The 17,486-nt window shown below is 51.2% G+C and carries 14 protein-coding genes; 3 read left to right on the forward strand and 11 right to left on the reverse strand.

Translation table 11 applies throughout. From position 1 onward, the window contains the following. Window positions 1-78: 78 nt before the first annotated feature. The 10 genes from VMF88_03060 to VMF88_03105 all read right to left on the reverse strand — a co-directional run bounded on the left by VMF88_03060 (window position 79) and on the right by VMF88_03105 (window position 12,621). Window positions 79-1,008, reverse strand: a complete 930-nt coding sequence (locus VMF88_03060) for an alpha/beta hydrolase (protein ID HTY10031.1) — start codon at window positions 1,006-1,008, stop codon at window positions 79-81. An 81-nt stretch (window positions 1,009-1,089) separates the two neighbouring features. After that, on the reverse strand, window positions 1,090-2,493 hold the full coding sequence (locus tag VMF88_03065) for a glycosyl hydrolase family 28 protein (GenBank protein HTY10032.1): 1,404 nt from the start codon (window positions 2,491-2,493) through the stop codon (window positions 1,090-1,092). A gap of 340 nt (window positions 2,494-2,833) precedes the next feature. Continuing rightward, a complete protein-coding gene (tsaA, locus tag VMF88_03070; GenBank protein ID HTY10033.1) occupies window positions 2,834-3,292 on the reverse strand; it encodes a tRNA (N6-threonylcarbamoyladenosine(37)-N6)-methyltransferase TrmO in 459 nt (152 codons plus the stop codon). Between the two features lie 14 nt (window positions 3,293-3,306). Further along, a complete protein-coding gene (locus VMF88_03075) occupies window positions 3,307-3,804 on the reverse strand; it encodes a DUF3795 domain-containing protein (protein ID HTY10034.1) in 498 nt (165 codons plus the stop codon). Window positions 3,805-3,838: 34 nt separating this feature from the next. Further along, a complete protein-coding gene (locus VMF88_03080; GenBank protein ID HTY10035.1) occupies window positions 3,839-6,133 on the reverse strand; it encodes a putative Ig domain-containing protein in 2,295 nt (764 codons plus the stop codon). Between the two features lie 577 nt (window positions 6,134-6,710). Beyond that, window positions 6,711-6,968 carry a hypothetical protein gene (locus VMF88_03085; GenBank protein ID HTY10036.1) on the reverse strand — a complete coding sequence of 86 codons (258 nt, stop codon included), beginning with the start codon at window positions 6,966-6,968 and terminating at the stop codon, window positions 6,711-6,713. Between the two features lie 160 nt (window positions 6,969-7,128). Beyond that, complete coding sequence (locus VMF88_03090) at window positions 7,129-8,547, reverse strand: hypothetical protein (protein HTY10037.1); 1,419 nt, start codon at window positions 8,545-8,547, stop codon at window positions 7,129-7,131. A 52-nt stretch (window positions 8,548-8,599) separates the two neighbouring features. Beyond that, entirely contained in the window at window positions 8,600-9,634 is a 1,035-nt protein-coding gene (locus VMF88_03095; protein ID HTY10038.1) for a hypothetical protein, read from the reverse strand. Between the two features lie 278 nt (window positions 9,635-9,912). Then, complete coding sequence (locus VMF88_03100; protein ID HTY10039.1) at window positions 9,913-11,202, reverse strand: SGNH/GDSL hydrolase family protein; 1,290 nt, start codon at window positions 11,200-11,202, stop codon at window positions 9,913-9,915. Between the two features lie 168 nt (window positions 11,203-11,370). Continuing rightward, a complete protein-coding gene (locus VMF88_03105; GenBank protein ID HTY10040.1) occupies window positions 11,371-12,621 on the reverse strand; it encodes a T9SS type A sorting domain-containing protein in 1,251 nt (416 codons plus the stop codon). 522 nt (window positions 12,622-13,143) lie between these two features. On the opposite strand from VMF88_03105, the gene VMF88_03110 reads away from it, so the two are divergent. From VMF88_03110 to VMF88_03120, 3 genes are all read left to right on the forward strand, one after another. Then, a complete protein-coding gene (locus tag VMF88_03110) occupies window positions 13,144-14,694 on the forward strand; it encodes a DUF362 domain-containing protein (protein ID HTY10041.1) in 1,551 nt (516 codons plus the stop codon). Between the two features lie 169 nt (window positions 14,695-14,863). Next, window positions 14,864-15,685 (forward strand): ThuA domain-containing protein, encoded by an 822-nt coding sequence (locus tag VMF88_03115; GenBank protein HTY10042.1) that lies wholly within the window; start codon window positions 14,864-14,866, stop codon window positions 15,683-15,685. 63 nt (window positions 15,686-15,748) lie between these two features. Next, window positions 15,749-16,660 carry an aldo/keto reductase gene (locus tag VMF88_03120; protein ID HTY10043.1) on the forward strand — a complete coding sequence of 304 codons (912 nt, stop codon included), beginning with the start codon at window positions 15,749-15,751 and terminating at the stop codon, window positions 16,658-16,660. 213 nt (window positions 16,661-16,873) lie between these two features. Here the strand turns inward: VMF88_03120 and VMF88_03125 are convergent, their stop codons facing one another. Beyond that, window positions 16,874-17,320, reverse strand: coding sequence for a hypothetical protein (locus tag VMF88_03125; GenBank protein ID HTY10044.1), 447 nt, complete (start codon window positions 17,318-17,320; stop codon window positions 16,874-16,876). Between the last annotated feature and the right edge of the window lie 166 nt (window positions 17,321-17,486).

Here is a 17,486-nt window from a genome sequence, read left to right on the forward strand (position 1 = left end):
TGCGCCAATCTATCTTTTCTTTGCTCCAAAGGCAACCAATGTTCCCGCAGAGGCAAGCATTGCTGCGCAGCGGCAGAACTAATTTCTTCCATTCAGCCATCCGAGCCACAGCTTCAGATCGTTGGCCCATGCGCCGACATGCGGATTGTGTACGGCCAGCCCGAAGCCGTGTTCTCCTTCCGAAACGAGGTGCAACTCCACCGCGATCTTTTTCGCTCGCAAAGCTTTCACCATCAACAATGAGTTCTCGGCCGGAACGGCCGGATCGTCGTTGGCATGTACGATAAATGCCGGCGGCGTATCGTCGCGCACCTGCAGTTCGTTTGAGAAATACGTCAACAAGCTTGGCTCGGGATTTTTTCCGAGCAATGCTTCCTCCGAGCCCCGGTGAACGGAGGAGTCGACAAATGAAATTACCGGATACATGAGGACCATGAAATCGGGACGGCAGCTTTCCTGCTCGATCGAGTCGCCCGCCGACGAATTTCCATAATCGAAATGCGTCCCGAGTGTTGAGGCCAGGTGTCCGCCGGCGGAGAAGCCCATGATGCCGATCTTCTTCGCGTCGATGTTCCATTGCGCAGCATGATGACGGACCAGGCGCATCGCACGCTGGGCGTCCTGCAGGGGTACTTTATACTGTTCACTCCAATTGCCGGAGGTCGGCAGGCGGTACTTGAGCACGATGCCGGCAACGCCGATTGAATTCAGGTACCGCGCAATGTCGGTCCCCTCAAGATCGTAGGCCAGGATCCAATATCCGCCGCCGGGACAGATAACAACCGCCTGTCCTGTCGCAAAACGTTTGCTCGGCAAATAGACCGCGATGTTAGGGGACTGGACATTTCGGATCCGGGTGATATCCGCCTTTTCCGCTATCTCTTCCCCTCCACTGCTTTTCATGTTCGGAATTGTTCCCTCGTAAAGGGGCAGGACGCAGTCTTGACTGTACGAAGTGCAGCGGAGAGCGAAGAGCATCAGGATCAGAAACCCGCGGTATGTTTTCATTGGACCCTCTCTCTATGTGTGTGCCACGAGGGCACTAAGACTTCAATAGGTTTTTTGCGTTTTTGCGGCATGGTTGCAGAATTATCTGACGAGCAATCCCTCGACGAACTTCCCGGCATGAATTACCTTAGAGCCGAGCTCGCCGAGCGGCTTTCCCGCAACGGTGCAATGATCGAAAATCACCGATTGAATTTTGTGCTGTTCGTCGAATCCTCTCAGCATGATCGGTCCTTCATGTGCCCAGGAAACATTTCTAAGCGTGACGTTCTGAATATGCCCGGGGGGACCGGTGCCATATTTCTTCCCGTCGGTGATGTTCAATTCGAATAATTTGACCTCGGACCGCTCGACACGGATGCTGTCGTAAAGAATATTGCGGACAACGGACGGTCCGTCGCATACAATGCTGAACCCGCTGTGCCCGTCCACGCGGCTCCCGCCGCGGGCTAAGATCACATCGCAATTTCGGACGGTAACGTTGCTGATTGAATCGGCATCGGTCTCGAAACCGATCGTGACGCCGTCGCTGAAGGCGTACCCGAGCATCGTATTTCCGCTTACTAGAACGTCATCGACGTTCTGACCACGGTTGGGAGCTTTGATCCCGATGCAGTCATCGGTGCAACGGAGAAAGGAGTTCGTGATCCTCACTTTTCTTGAGCCGAGCGGGTCTATTCCGTCGCATGCGGGACCGAAACCGAGCACTTTAACATTATTGTATGTTATCCCGTCACAATTAACAAGAGTATTCGTCCAGCCCTCTCCGTTGCGGATCATGATGCCGTCAACGAGAACGTCCCGGCAATTTTCGATGAGCACCATCTGATTGAACTTCGCTTCCCCGTCCAGAATGCCCCTGCCGAGAATGCGGATCTTGCTAACATCCTTTGCGCGGATGCCGCCGTAGACAATTCCCCCCGCCGCTATGTAAACGGTCTCGCTGTCCTTCAGTGTAATATATCCCGGCCGATGGACACCGGGCCCAAAATAGTGAACGCCGGGAGCTGAAGAAGAGATTTCCTCGAGCCCTGCCGGATTTGCAAAAAGAAATAACGGCGGCAGCGAGTCTATCTGAACAACGATATGACGGGGTTCAGGAAGGGTAAATGTCAGGCCGTTTCCGCCGACAACCGGCTTGATCCCAAGGCTCATCGGATGGATCGAGACATGTGTCACAGGGGCGTGAACGCGAATGGCGATGCTCACTTTTCCGCTGCACGAGAAGCTTGCCTGATGAATTTCCTGCTGTACTTTCGTGTAGGGTTCAATAAACCAGTCAGGAAACTTGCTGACATCGAAATCTGTCCGGAATTTCTCCGTCCAGATTTCCCGGCCGTTGGCCGTGACCGAATAGCGATCGCTGGTCGCAAGACCGGATATTGAAGGATAAACAACTATTGTCGAATTATCCTTGTCGGAATCCTGTGCATTCGACATCACAATCGCGGAAATAAGGAGCATTGGAAGAATAAAATATCTCTGCATGTTGTCAGCGTCCTAATTTGAATTAATTTTAAGAATCCCTCAGCAATATCCGGAATGAGAAAAGCTTAGCCACCGCAGCAGCGGGAGAGGCGAGTGCTCCGTTGAACCATCCATTGGGAGAATGTTGATGACTCACTTTCCTTCCATCTCCTTCGTATCTTTGGAAGAATCGGGACACTCCACTGCGGCATCGAAGGGACTACGGCGAGAGATCGCCGCGATTTAGTCGCGGCAATAGTAGGAATTCTCCGTTAAAGAAGCAACGGCCTCAGGCTACCGGAAAAATACATTCCTTCATGCAAAAAGCCGGCGGCGATAGATGCCGGCTATTGTTTTCAAACTAAAAATATTCTTTCATCAGTTCGTCCACCCATGGCGGCGCCTTCGCCGCCGGTACGCAGTCGAATTGCAGGTAGTACGGTTTGATGTCGACGATGGGCGTACCGTCGATCGCATCCAACCCCCGGACATCGACATAGTCAGCTCCGACCGCTTCAATCTTCACAGTCGTAATGCCTATCGGATTCGGCCGGTCTTTAGCGCGCTGAGAAAATATCCCGACCTCCGGCATCGAGTGCAGGTTCCGGGGGCGGCGAAGAAGGTGCCTGGCCGGGTCGAACTGCGAGCGGTGCAGGAATGTAACAACGATGGCGTGGGAAAATTGGCCGATGTGAAGAATCCCTTTCGCAAATTTCGGCTCAATATTCAGGCGCGAGACGACGCTCCCCCAGTTGTCATCGACCGCTTCCTTGACGGAATTCGCGACAAAACCGACCGGCACCAGTTCGATCTTTTTCATAGCACGGGGTAAAGTTATGTTCTTTTCATCAGCGGCTTATACTTACGCCAGGCCGTTCCGCACGATGGACACGCCGCATGGTGAACGCAAAGAGTCTCGCCGCATTGTTGACATTTCCATTTTCTGTTCTCATTTCTTACAAAATGTCGTATTCCGTATCTTTTGATGTTCAACAGGTTCTCTATCATGCTCATGCCGTAGTTCGCGCGGTATCGTTCATCGAGCTTCATCAACCGCGCACATGGAAAATCGCCGCAATCAAAGCAAAATGTGATTTCTTGCTCAGCCAGTTTATCGCACGTCTTAATATAGCAATGGGCGCGGGTTTTCGGCTTCGGGACATCGTCGATCCGGCAGCCGGGACAAGGCTCATGCTCTCTTTGATGCGCCCGGCATACGCCGCAATTCATTCCGCACGGAGCAATATGAACGGCTCTGGTAGGCGCTGTCATCGTCAACTTCGGCATGTTGTATCGAATAAGAGTTTTGGAATCCTGCGGTACTGATTTCATGTAGAAGCTGTCTCAAAGATATGTTACTCCATTTTTACTCCCCGCCTTGCGAAACTTTCACCAGCACGACACCATGCGGCGCGACCGAAGCTTTGAACTGAGCATCAAATTTTCCGAGATCCTTCTGGCGCCACAGGTCGCGGATGACGCACGTTCCCGTCAATCCAAGCTGCCGAAGATCGAGAACAATCTCTTCCCTCTTCTCTCCGCGGTTGAAGAGACCGACCGCTCTCGATCCGTCTTCAAGTTCCTTGGACCATATCTCCAGACGACCGGCCGCCGATATTCTTGATGCCTGTTTTCCGAGGGGATCCTGGTCCACATCGATGACATCATCGTTTGTGAGAAGGCTCAGCGTAAAGCCGTCAAGCTGTGTCATGTCGCAGCCGATCAAGAGAGGCGCCGACAGGAGGCACCAGAGACTGATATGAGTGTATTGTTCATTGGGCATCAACCGGGTGGGATGCAGACTCGGTCCCCAGCCGACCATGCCGACCACGAGCATGTCGGGGTCGTTCCAGTTTCCCGGTTTCGCATACTTCTCGTGCCCCGCCTGATTGAAACCGATGCCCGACATGCTCTCCCACGTGTCTTCGATATCGCCGGTCGTGCGCCAGCAATTTCCGCCGACTTTTCCCCCCCATTCCCAAACATTTCCCATCCCGTATTGGCAGAGGCTAAAAAGGATATCTCTGTGGATAGAATTGAGCGCATTCCGCATGACGGTGTACGGTTTCATAAGATCGCTGAGGACGGAAGTATTTCCGTTGTATGAGCACCAGTCGTATTTCAGGTAATCGACCCCCCATTCGCCGTATTTCTGCGCGTCCTTTTCTTCGTAGCCGAAACTTGCCGTGCAGCCGCCGCAGGTCAACGGACCGGGGGAAGAATACACTCCCATTTTCAAACCCTTGCCATGAATGTATGCGCTGAGCGCTTTCATATCGGGAAATCTTTTGTTCGGAATGATAAATCCGGCGCTGTCTCTTGGAGCCCCCAGAAGCGTCGTATCGTCCGCACCGGGTTTGGTCTCCCAATAGTCGTCGATATTGATGTAGGTCCACCCGTGATCAATGAGCCCGCTCTGAACCATTGCGTCGGCGGCAGCTTTGACTTTCGCCGCACTCACGGAACCGGCAAAACAATTCCAGCTGTTCCATCCCATCGGCGGCGTCAGAGCGATCTGACTGCCGCACTTGATCAAAAGCTTCCGTTGCGCGGAGCCGGCGCTGTTCTTTGCGCTTATCGTAACAGGATATTCGCCTTCATCCATAAGTGAACCGGTAATGATCCCGGTGTTTCTGTCCAACTCCAGCCCTTTCGGCAGGTTTTCTGCGGAGTATTGGAGGGGTCGATCCCCCGTGCAGGCGATCGTAAATTGGAACGGCGCCCCGGGCCGCACGCCGAAAACTTTGGCGCCGTTTATTTTCGGGGCGGCCGCAGGTTTGGGAGTGAGGGGAACAAATTCGCTCTTTCTCGCTTCAATATACTTATTGTGGATCGATCTGATCCGAGCCAGGCCGACCGCGCCGGATGCTTCCTGGAGAATCTCATCCCCCATTCTTTCAGAGATCTGGCTTACGACGAAGGCATACTTCTTTGCCACCGGCGACAGGTCTCCCTGGTTCCAGTCTTCATCCCAGATCTTATCTTTTTGGGTCCACAGAATTTCAACGGATTCAGGATCCTTCGTAAAATCTTTTTCTATGAGAGACCAGATCACATCCTGAGGATTCATTCCGGTTATGGAAAAATAGAAGCCGTAATCTCCCGCGTTATTATTGATCTTGAGGAGGAGTTTGTTCTCTCCTTTCTTCAGAGTCAATTCGGCTACATCCTGGTTTGGGTGTACCGGGCGGTCGATGTCCCTGCTGAGAATCAGCGCGCCGTTCAGCCATGCTTTGATCCCGTCGTCGCTCCCGAAAAATCCGCTGATCGTCGTGTCGCGGTCCGATGTGATCGTCCGGACCAGATACGTAGAGGCATTGCCCGTAGCGGGGAGGTTGATGACAACGCCGTCCTGCCAATAGGGCCTAGCCTCCCATTTTTTATCACCGTAGGCCGCTGAAATATCGGTATTGTCTTCGGGGGGAAACTTTTCACCGAACGATTTTCCCGATCCGCTCAGCCACGGTCCGATGGCATACCACGTCCCCATGACGGGTTTGAATTTCACGGTATTGACTCTCTGTTCCTCGGCAAGCTCTTGCCTCGATCCGATGAGGGTTTCGAGCCAGGTCCCTTTTTTAATATAGTATTTGGGAGCCTGTGCCATGCCAATTGAAATGGTGAAGACAGAGAGAAAGAAAATTACGGCCGGTTTTTTCATAGGTCACCGCTCAATGTTTATGAACGAAAGATGTGCGCCTTCAACGTGATCGCTATGAAGGTAGTAAAAAGTATGTCGGGGGGCAACGGGGGATGAATGTGCGGAGCTAAAGCGCGGTGAAAAGACCTCGAAGGGGCATGGCTAACGATGCCGGATCAGCGTGGATTCATCTTCCCGCTTCAGCAGGTTGACGAATGACATTAGAAATTATCTCAAGCTGAATTTTGGCTGACCATTCTTCCGGACGGATGGCTTGTAAAAGGCGCCCCCTTTTAGGGGAGTTGTTGCCCAACGGGATCCCGTTGGGACAGGGTGCCCTTCGTCCCATGGCGTGAAAGAGCCGCGTCACTCGCGCTGGATGTCCTTCGTCTCATGGCGCGATAAAGCTGCGCCACTCGCTGAGGATGCCCTTCGTCTCGTGGCGCGATAAAGCTGCGCCACTCGCTCAGGATGAATAGATTGGTTAAGTCGTAATAACAGCATGTTCACCCTGTCCCAAAAGGACCCTTTCCTGAAGGATGAAGTGACATGTTTTTGAGATAGCTTCTACTCTGAGGCCCTGAAATGACCGATGGGATCAGGATACGGCCGAGACAAGGCTTCGTAAGCGAAGCCACAAAATCTTTTCTTTATCATCCAGGACGGGAATTGCAGAAAGTCTTTCCAGATAAATTCTTCTGTCGTTCGGATTGACGTATGTCAGGACCACAATGCGTTTCTTTTCCAGAGACTTTAATTTCTTCTCCAATTGCGAGGCATCCCAATCCGGCAGTTTCTCCAGCAGCAAAGTCTGCTGTGCTGAAATCGAAGAAGGAAGTTCAAGACGTCGAGCCATGGTGACCAGAATATTCTTTCCCGCGGGGTCGATTTTTTACCCCCCATTTTTTATCTGATACTTACATTTCAGGTCTCCCGCTGAAAAATTCACAAAAAAAGCCGCCGGACACCATCGGGGTGCCTCGGCGGCTTATTGCGAACCGCACATTATTCCGGAGTTACTTCGCCGGCAGCGGCGCCACAACTTTCTTCACATCCTTCGTCCATTCCTCGCCATCCCAGTACCGGATCGCGTGCTTGATCTTTTCCAGATACGCAGAATTAAGAACGATCGACGTCTTCCCTTCTTTTTTCAGCCTTGCAATTTCACGAACGGTCTGGTCTTCATTCTTCACCTCGACTGCGTTCAGGCGTTTATCAAAGATAAATTCGAAATTGGGAAATGTGAGCCCGTGATCGGGCGAGGATGCATTGGTCGAGAACCGCAGGACGTTTTCCGAAGTTGATAGAAGCTTCTCCATGATCGGGTAACTCTGAAAGGCATGACATATCTCATTCAGGTCCAGGCGGATGTAATACAATTCCGCATTGGACTCGGGAAATCCAAATCCTCTCGTCGATGAGCATTCAGTTGTCCCGGATATTTTTGAAGGGTCGAGCACCACGATGACGGGAAAATGATCTACTTCGGCTGATCCGGCGTCGTTGCTCCCGATCAGAACCACTTCGTCCTTACCGTCATTGTTCAAATCGACAGCATATCCCCCTCTGAAATCACCGAAGTGCCAGTATTCTCCGACCACATTTCCCGATGGATCATATCTTGTTACGACACACGGCGATCGCCCGTTATTCGAAATGATAAGAATGCTCTTCTCCTTCCCCGTTCCGGCAATGATCGGTGAAAATGGATTGAATTGCGCCTCGTATTTGGTTCCGCGGAATTGAACCTGTCGTGCCCCGTAGCCGACCTTGGCAAGAACCGACATCGTACCGTCGATAATTCTTAAGGAATTCACATTCACATCATCCGCCAGTCGGACGGTTGTCACGACCAGGTTCTTTCCGTTTCCATTCAAATCGGAGACAATCGTACTTCTCATATTGCATTTCTCGTCCCCCTCTTTCGCCCCGGCGAGAAAATCCGAAGGCATCTCCCATAGTCTCTCATTTTCATTGTTGTAAACTTCCATCATTCCGGCGCTGGTGTCATAATGCACGTACGATGGGTTTTTATCCTTAAAGAGGCCCGTCGCCGAGTACAGAACCGCAAGCGTTAACGCGCCGATCAGTGAAAACGCTGCAAATCCTGAGACAACAGGATGCAGGCGGGCGACACCCCGAACCTGCTGCCACCAGGTGAGAAGCATCGCCGGTCTCTTCACGGGAAGCGGGCCGATCGAATTCCAGATGTCGACGTTCTGATCCTGGCGGACGAGCGAGCGCTGCGGAGCCGCCGGTTCCCGGATGGGATGCCTCAGCTCGTGCTCAACATCGGCATAAAATGACCGCATCTGCTGTTCAAGCTCTCTGCATCCGGCGCAGCGGCGAAGGTGCCTTTCGATGACAAGCCTCTCTTTGGCCTTGCCGTCGCCGAGCACGTACCGTTCAATCGTATATTCGCTGGGGTGTTTCATCTATACGTAATATAATTTCATCCTGCGCCGCATTCTGAAAAAGAGGCGCCCGCTATTTTTCCTTCTTCAATTCCTCGACCGCCTTCTTCCTGCACAGCCGCGCAAGGTATTCAACAGTGCTCCGGTGATGCTTCCGGTAGTCCGAAGGAGTGAGGCCGGGGATCGCCCTCCGCAGCGATTCGAACAACGCCGTATCCCGTCCGTCCGTCCCCATGATGAACTCCGAAACGTGGCTTTCAATCGCCCGGAAATATGCGTCGAACACATCCCGCTCAATTTTTTTTGTTATCAGATATTTCCGGCTTGTTCCCCGCTTTATCCCTTCACATACCGCCTGCACGGTCCGCCGCGCATCTTCTGCCAGAAGCGTTCCGTCGATCGATGGCTCGGCGCCGGACTGCGTTTCCATTCCCCGCGAGTATAATGCGCGGAAGGCGAGCGCGACCGAGACCAGCGGAACGCTCCGCCGGTACCGGTTCTGACCTCTCAAAAACAGCGCAAGCTTTGCGAGCATACCGGGAATATTTTCCGTGCCTGAAATGACCGGCCCAAGTTCTCTGATCAGGCTTTCTGCGTCGATCGTTGGGCAATGGTCGAGAGGGTCGCATTGAACCGGAGTGAGTTCGGCATCGTGGAACCGCTCCGTCTCCTGAAAGTTTCGCACGACCTGGATCGCGATCTTGATGTTGCGGAGGATCTTGCCGAGGGACGGATCATTCTCCTGATAGATCCTGAACAATCCCTGGTGAGTTTTCGATTGGACGATCCGCCGTACATGAGCAAGCAGCTCTGCATCGCTCAGCTGGGTCGGCGGCAAACTCTTAAAATATGTCTGGAATTGTACCAGGTTCCCCGCGTCGTCTTTGCGGAAAAGGTCGGCGATGCAGTCGTAGGCGGCATCCGAGCGGCGCAAGCCGAGATATTCCTGTTTGGTGCTCCCGTCGACGAGGGCGTGTTTCAACGACGCCGAGGCGATCGCGTGGCAAAGAGCGACGACGGCATTCAGCTGCGCCTCAGAATACGAGTTGTGGAGAAGCGCAAAAAGATTTTTCCGAAGATTTTTGAGAACCAGAGGCTGGTCACCCATCCCCGAAACACCCCTTCTGAAGCGATTGGACTCTGAAGTGAGAAAACAATTACGGTGTCTGCCGCATGGGGAAGAGTTTACTGAATCTTTTGAAGGGAATCAAGAGCAGGAACAAACTGGCGGTGCTAAAGTTCGTCATTCCCTCGAGAGTCCCCCGACGGGATCCCCTTCTGAGCGTTCGCTCCGCTCACTTGGTCCCCAAAGGGGTCCCTTAGGAGACAGGGGGAACATGCTTTTTTACGGCTCATACAATCTGCTCATCCTCCGTCGAACGCTGCTTACTTAAACAGCATCAGGTCAACGGCATCCCCCATCATCTTGTGCCCCACTTCATTCGGATGAAGGTGGTCTCCTGTGTCGCCTGAAGGGAGAAGATGCGACGGGTCTGCAGGATCGTGCAGTGCCGCGTCGAAGTCTATGACCGCATCGAAACATCCCCCCTTCCGGATCCAATCGTTCACTTTTTTCCAAGCCGCTCGATGGCCGGGGGAATCATAGAACGAACCGCCGAACGGAAGCAAGGTCGCACCGTAAACACGGATGCCCATTGCGTGCGCACGGTCGATCATTCTCTTATACTCTGCGATGAGGCCGTCGGCGACTGAGGCCGATCCTTCTTCGCCCCGCGCCTGTCCGATGTCGTTGATTCCCTCGAGGATGATAAGCCACCGGACACCGTGCTGCGAGATCACGTCCCTTTCAAACCGGCTCCCCGCCGCCGGGCCCAGACAATTCCGAAGCACGCAGTTCCCACCGATTCCCATGTTGAGAACGGCAACACGCCGCATCCCTGGACTCGCCTGAAGGCGAAGCGCCAGCTCATCCGGCCAACGGTCCTGTTTGTTCGTACCGGAGCCGCGCCCGTCGGTGATGGAGTTGCCGAGCACGACGACGGCGGCGGCAGAATCCGGCGCAACGACATCGATGGCGTTGATGATGTACCAATGATCCGTCCCGACCGCGCCGGGGAGATCCGCCGAAGATGCCCCATTTCCGGGAAGGATATACGATGTGGTCCGTGAGCCCGGATGGCCCGTCACGTCCGGCGAGGTCGAATCAAAGAAAATTGTGATCGCTACATTCATCCGCGGCTTCAGGTCGAAATCGATCGGGTCCGAGGTCATCGCACTCTGCGGCGCGAGAACGGCTTCCGGTCTTCCCCCGAACGACAGCTCCCGGTCGGTCGTCGTATCGATGACGCTCCCGCCGAGCGATGCGGCGACGCGTACCGTTTTCATCGTCACCGGGCTTCCGCTGAATTCGTTCGAAAATCGGAAGCGCAGCCGATTTCCGCCGATCGAAACGCAGACGATCTGTCGGAGCGTACTGTTGTTCAATCCGGGCTTCGGCGGCATGTTGCCCGGCTCGACCAGCTGCGGCGCCGTCCCCCATGTGCCGACCCACACTTCGCCGGAATCGGGTTTATCCCCCGCGATCCCCTTACAGCTGACCCCGATCAAAAGGAACAGAACGAAGGCGAGGGAGGACGGAATGAGGGAATGGGGGAATAATGGAATGACGGAAAGATGAAATGGTGGAAAAGACTTGGTTGCGGGAGTGTTGTTCATGTTTGGCGGCCAAAGATTGTTCCACATCTTGTTTTTTTCCCGTGAGATCAACTGCATTATCCAAATACGATCAGCTGAAATCGAAGGGAGCCGAGAATACTTCTATCGATAACCTTAAACCAACGAAGCGCGTTCGATCGGGTAAATGTTGTCGTTGCGCAACTGATGCTATTTCATGAGCAAAAGCTTCTTCGTCTCGCTGTATGTCCCAGCTTGTCCCGAAGGGGCGGCTTTGGCCACAAGCCGATAAAAGTAAACCCCGCTTGCCATATTTGCCGCGTTCCATTGCTGAGTGTAGCTTCCGGCCTGGAGTTCTCCGGAGACGATCGTCGACACTTCCCTTCCCAGGATATCAAAGATCTTCAACGATACGATCGAACGGGAAGGAAGGGTGAATGAAATTGTTGTCGTCGGATTGAACGGATTAGGATAATTTTGTGAAAGGGAGAACTGCACGGGCATTTGAACGTCATGCGATCTTACAGAAGCCATCTCGGACAGCGGCCGCCGCCAGACTCCGCTTCCTACCGTTCCGGCAAAGAGATTCGGTCCGCTGACGGCAAGAGAATAGACGACGGTGCTGGACAAGCCCGAATCGACCTGAGACCAGCTGGTTCCGTTGTTCGTAGTAACGAAGACCCCGCCGGCCGTTCCTGCATAGACGTCCGAGCCATTGGCGGCAAGAGAATAGACGATCGGTAAGGTTAGGCCCGAGTCGATGGGTGTCCAAACGGTTCCGGTGTCGTTAGTGACAGAGACGCCGTCATCGGTCCCCGCAAAGAGGTTCATTCCACTCACGGCAAAAGTGTGAACACTCACGTTGGTGAGGCCCGAGTCGACCGGGGTCCAGCTGGTTCCGTTGTTCGTGGAAAGAAAGACACCCCCCGCAGTCCCAGCAAAGAGATTTGTTCCGTTGACAGCGAGAGAAAAGACGTCCGTATTGGTGAGGCCTGAATCGACCGGAGCCCATCGTGTGCCGTTGTTCGTGGAAAGAAAAACGCCGGCGCCATAGAACGTCCCGGCAAAAAGATCCGTTCCGTTGACGGCAAAAGAGAGGACAAAGGCGTTCGTAAGGCCCGAGTCGGCCGGAGTCCAGCTGGTTCCATTATCCGTAGAGCGATAAATGCCGGCTCCGGAAAGAGTACCGGCAAGAAGATCTGTTCCGTTGACGGCAAGAGAGAGGACGAATGCCTTCGTGAGGTTTGCGCCGACGGGGGCCCAGTTTGATCCGCCGTTGGTGGTAAGAAACACTTCGCCGTATTCGGTCACGGCAAAAAGATCTGCACCGCTCACGGCAAAACAGCTGATAACATCGCTGTCAGGATCGGAGAGACTCGTTTGTATCCATTGGGCCTGCAATGGAAGCATATATGCTTGCATTGTTGCCAGCCACAAGAACAAAAAGAAAATGCGCTTCATAGCTTTTTATCTCCCGCCCCATAAACACAAGAACCTCTTTCATTCTGCGCAGCGGAAGTCCAGAGGTGTCTTGATACTCTCAGCCCAACCGTCTCATCACTCCCCAATGAGCCCGGCTGTTCGCGTTCTATTCAGGGTTAAAGTACTCCATTTTCAGATGGAATGTCAAGGCAATAAAGAAGCCCCAGATGGTGAATGTCTGTGGCGAGATGTTGCAGAGAAACGGTGATATGAATTACGCTTATCTCCCATTTTAGTTTATTGAAATGGTAGTAGACTTATTGTAAATTGTTTTACAAGATTTACATTTAATTGACGTTACGCATTCTGAGGAAATCATGAAAGAGGTGCCACCAAACAAAAGACACACCTCTAAATCCCCTCTGTGTGTGAGCATGCGGCTAGGGTTGGAGGCGTCAAAAAGGATTTGTGCGTAATGTAAATTCTTATTTTGAATAAGGTTAAAGTTGATGGATTTGTTGATCTCTACGATGATCTAAAAATGAAACATGGAGGAGAAAATTGAAAACCCTTTTCGTGTTTATTCAATGCGCAAAGAGACATTGGGTAAAATTGAGCTTCATAGTTCTGGGTATTAGTTCTACGCTTTGGTTTCTCATACGTGTCATACCCAAACCCTCGCGTGCGGCCTACCCTTGCATGCAAGCGGCATATCCAATAATGTCGGGTTTTGTAATTTGGATCCTGACTTTAGCCGGATCGGCGTTTGCTTTCAGAAAAGCAAAACGTAGTTTCTTCGAGGCCAAATACATTGGTGCGGCTCTCTTTGCGGTACTTGGGATCGTTGCCGTTAATTTTCATACGCCGGAATCGGATGCAAAACCAAGCGCTAACAAATTGGAAATCTGGTACAAGCCGAACGTGCCTCTTGGTATCGCCAAGGGCATGCACCCAGGCCGGGTTGCCTGGGGCCATAATCCAAAAATTGCATCGTGGGACGGAACAACAGGTTTTTGGTGGGACGATCAGTTTAACAATCAGGCGGAAACCGATAAACTGCTAACGCAAACACTCTGCGGTTTGACCGGAATTCAAAACGAAAAGGATTCGTGGAGCGCCTTGTTTCGTTTCTTCAACAAATCAAAACATAATATTGACGCCGGCTATAAACCGGGCGAAAGGGTAACGATCAAAATAAACCTGAACAACACCTATTCACGCAAAAGCAACAATGAGATCAATGCAAACCCGCAGTTGGTTCTCTCTCTCTTAAAAAGTCTGGTGAATGAAGCCGGAATTCCCCAAGAAGACATTACCGTGACCGACCCCAGCAGATTTATTACGAATAATATCTACGACAAATGCCACACGGCTTATCCGAACGTGCACTACACCGATCATAACGGAGGCGATGGCCGTGAAAAGGCGACGTTCGTGGACCACGCCATTCCCTATTCCGTCGATAACGGAAAGGTGGCAACCGGACTGGCCGCGTGTGTCGTCAACGCTGATTATATCATCAATATGGCGATCATGAAGGGACATGTCACTCAGGGCGTAAGTCTTTGTGCAAAGAATTTCTTTGGCTGCACGAGCATCGAAGACGACTGGCATAAGAACGCGCACTCCAGCGGTTTTAGCCAGAACCGCGAAGGTGTGCATACTTATTCTGTTTATCCCGATTATTTGGGACACAAAGATCTGGGCGGGAAAACGATGTTATTTTTAATTGACGGCATTTACAGCAATAAATTTGTCGACGGTGTCCCCGGCTACAAATGGGCGCTTGCTCCTTTTAACAACAACTGGCCATGCAGTTTATTTGCTTCGCAGGATGGCGTGGCAATTGATGCTGTCGTGCTGGACTTCGCGCTTGCGGAATGGCCTGACGCGCCCGATATGATGTACAGCGATTACTCTGTCAATGAAAGCGCCCTTGCCGACAATCCGCCGTCTGGTACGTTTTATGATCCAGAGAGAACAGGCACAAGATTGACCAGTCTCGGCACTTCGGAACATTGGAACAATGCTGCCGAGAAAAAATACAGCCGCAATCTTAGCGAAGAGGGGAAAGGTATCGAACTGGTTTATTCTTTGGTTAAGAGTAAATAAGGTTGGTATTGAAAAACCAAAATCTTGACGATTAATTCGGGACCTCTGAAAAATCGTCTTTTGCCAATCCGCCAAGACGCAAGGAATCTATTTTTAAATCGTTTTGCGTCTTTGTGTGAGCCCTGCTTTTGGAAATATTCAGAAGTCTCAATTTATAAATAACACCGTAATGATAAAACATCTCTTGTTGGTTATCGGTGCGGCTCTGCTGGCAAGTTCCGCCTTTTCGCAAAATCAGGTTCTGGAAAACAACCAGGCACAGGAGGCTGGACATCAACTGCGACAAGGAATGAATGTGCTTGTTTTTACAAAGACAACGGGTTTTTATCATGATTCCAAATCGAATGCGATAAAGGCATTTTATGAGATGGCACATGAAAAAAATTGGCGGATCACCTTTACCGAGGATTCCACCATGTTTTCGGAGAAGGAACTAAGCAAATACAACGTTGTCGTATTTTTATTAACGACCGGCAACGACCTTCTGGATGACGAAGAGAAACTCGCTCTTCAAAATTATGTTGAAGGCGGCGGTGGATTTGTGGGCGTTCATTCAGCTACTGATACAGAATACAAATGGGCATGGTACGGGAAATTATTGGGAGCTCATTTTCTTGGTCATCCACCGGTGCATGAGGGAACACTCACCATTGAGGACAGAAATCACCCTGCGACCCTGTGTTTCAGCGCTGATACCGTGAGATGGAAGGACGAGTTCTATAGTTTTGACCGGAATCCAAGGGACAATGCGAGTGTGAAGGTGTTGGCCTCAATTGATGAGAAATCTTATAACATCGATGAAAACTTGTGGTTTAAGAATGTCAATATCGTCATGGGCGATCATCCGTTGATTTGGTGCCAAAAGATCGGACGCGGACGAAGCTTTTATACGGCTCTCGGTCACAGTGCGGAATTGTACGATAATGAAATTTTCAGAAAACATTTAACCGGTGCCGTACTCTGGGCTGCGGGGAGAGCTGAAGAGGAGTAATTTTTTTAGCGAACTCAGATCTTGCGGATTTAATATTTACTTCCATTATTCGAAAACTCCACAATGAACAATACATCGTCAATGAAAAATATTTCATCCTTTATTTATGGAACGACGCGATTGGGCGATGAACACATCCCCTTCAAAGAACGAGTGACGGTAGCGTGTGCAGCGATAAATGCGGGGGTTTGGTTTCATACAAGCCGCCAGTATGGGAATGCGCTGGAACTGCTGTCGGCTGCTTTTGATAAAGACAGGACAAAAATTCCGACGGTGATTGCGAAAATAGGCGGAGACAATATTGAAGCGCTTACGGCAGATATTAAAAGGAACCTTGAACCTCTCGGTTTGAAGAGTTTAGATGTGGGTCAATTGTGCATCGGCGGTGAATTAGCGCAGGATTTTGCAGCTGGTGGTACCTCTGTGAAAAAGCTGGAAAGAATTCGTGAATCAGGGCTTGTCAAAAGCTACGTCCTGGAAGTGTTTCCATGGACTTCGCAAACAGCGTTGAAAGCTTTGCAAGGCGGATCTGCCGAAGGAATTGTCGACGCCTTCATCTTGTATCTGAACCCATTGCAGCGTTTTGCAAGCAATGAATTATGGGACGTGCTGATTGAACGAGACCAGTCTATCATCGCCTTGCGAACCGTTGCCGGCGGGCCGGTGCACAGATTACGCGATGTTCCAGGCGCCGCCTGGAAGGAATATCTTCAGAAACGGGCTGTTCAGGTAGCTCCCATCTTTGAACGTTCCGGCATCACAAGCTGGACAGAATTTTGCCTTCGTTTTGCTCGTAGTATTCCCAACGTACTCGCCACCGTTGGAGCGGCGGCCAAATTGAGCAACCTCAATGAATTTCTGGCCGCAAAGGAATCGAAGCAGTTCTTATCACAGGATTTAATGGAAGAGATTTTTAGGCTGCAGCGACGCTGGTCGGATGAGCTCGACATTCATGCCGAGCCGTGGACGATGTAGGACAAGATCGCTGGTGACAAGCATACGAATGAAAACTGTTTCTTTCCCAAAAATAAATTAACTCGTCTCGGTTATCGGTATCCCTTTCTCCGTCTCGGCCCAAATTTCCCTCCCGGTCACCGTCCGATAGTAACTCCCTGTTACGCGCGGCGCATTCGCCAAGGGTTGGTTCCGTCAGTCCCGAAGAGATCCCTTCGGGACTTGACCCGCTGGTCAGGCCGCCTTAGACTTTTGCCATAAAGATAATACCAAAGCAATTAAAGAAAGCGGGAGTATTAAATAACTTCCTATTGCTCCCGGCGGCATTGCTGAAACTTCTAACGGTTTTAAATGTCCAACTCCAATGCGTAAAAATTGTTCGAGAGTAATTATCGCTAACATACATGGCACAAGAAATTGATAACGTACGATAATCAACCAATAAATAAAAGCAAGAACAAGTTGACTCGCTCCCCATTGTGCAAAGATCGATATTATATTTGTTCCGCCAGCAACATTTATCGCTATTCCAGCAATCGAATTAGCTCCGCCATCAGAAAGTACAATATGTATAAGACTGCGAACTGTACTTATAACAGCGATTAAAACAAAATAATAAAAGGCAATTTGCGACCCTTTATATTCCTCAGTCACTTTTGGAAATAATCTTATCCAATTCATTACAAATGTTCCCTATTATTGATTTCTTTATGGCGCCCTGACGTACCGCGACTAAGCTGCATGCGACTCTGCGAGTCATAGGCTCGAAGAGCGGCAACGTGCAGCATTTTGTTTGTGGTTCGTTGCACGGACGTGACAGTCGTTCATTTCAGCTTCTTTTGTTTTT

This window comes from Bacteroidota bacterium (assembly GCA_035506275.1).
Taxonomy (GTDB): domain Bacteria; phylum Bacteroidota; class Ignavibacteria; order UBA10030; family UBA8401; genus JAGVPT01.

Coding starts and splice junctions, on each gene's coding strand:
- VMF88_03095 (HTY10038.1), bottom strand. CDS start 9,634: ATGGGTGACCAGCCTCTGGTTCTCAAAAATCTTCGGAAAAATCTTTTT.
- tsaA (HTY10033.1), bottom strand. CDS start 3,292: ATGAAAAAGATCGAACTGGTGCCGGTCGGTTTTGTCGCGAATTCCGTC.
- VMF88_03090 (HTY10037.1), bottom strand. CDS start 8,547: ATGAAACACCCCAGCGAATATACGATTGAACGGTACGTGCTCGGCGAC.
- VMF88_03125 (HTY10044.1), bottom strand. CDS start 17,320: ATGAATTGGATAAGATTATTTCCAAAAGTGACTGAGGAATATAAAGGG.
- VMF88_03120 (HTY10043.1), top strand. CDS start 15,749: ATGAACAATACATCGTCAATGAAAAATATTTCATCCTTTATTTATGGA.
- VMF88_03085 (HTY10036.1), bottom strand. CDS start 6,968: ATGGCTCGACGTCTTGAACTTCCTTCTTCGATTTCAGCACAGCAGACT.
- VMF88_03060 (HTY10031.1), bottom strand. CDS start 1,008: ATGAAAACATACCGCGGGTTTCTGATCCTGATGCTCTTCGCTCTCCGC.
- VMF88_03065 (HTY10032.1), bottom strand. CDS start 2,493: ATGCAGAGATATTTTATTCTTCCAATGCTCCTTATTTCCGCGATTGTG.
- VMF88_03115 (HTY10042.1), top strand. CDS start 14,864: ATGATAAAACATCTCTTGTTGGTTATCGGTGCGGCTCTGCTGGCAAGT.
- VMF88_03080 (HTY10035.1), bottom strand. CDS start 6,133: ATGAAAAAACCGGCCGTAATTTTCTTTCTCTCTGTCTTCACCATTTCA.
- VMF88_03105 (HTY10040.1), bottom strand. CDS start 12,621: ATGAAGCGCATTTTCTTTTTGTTCTTGTGGCTGGCAACAATGCAAGCA.
- VMF88_03100 (HTY10039.1), bottom strand. CDS start 11,202: ATGAACAACACTCCCGCAACCAAGTCTTTTCCACCATTTCATCTTTCC.
- VMF88_03075 (HTY10034.1), bottom strand. CDS start 3,804: ATGAAATCAGTACCGCAGGATTCCAAAACTCTTATTCGATACAACATG.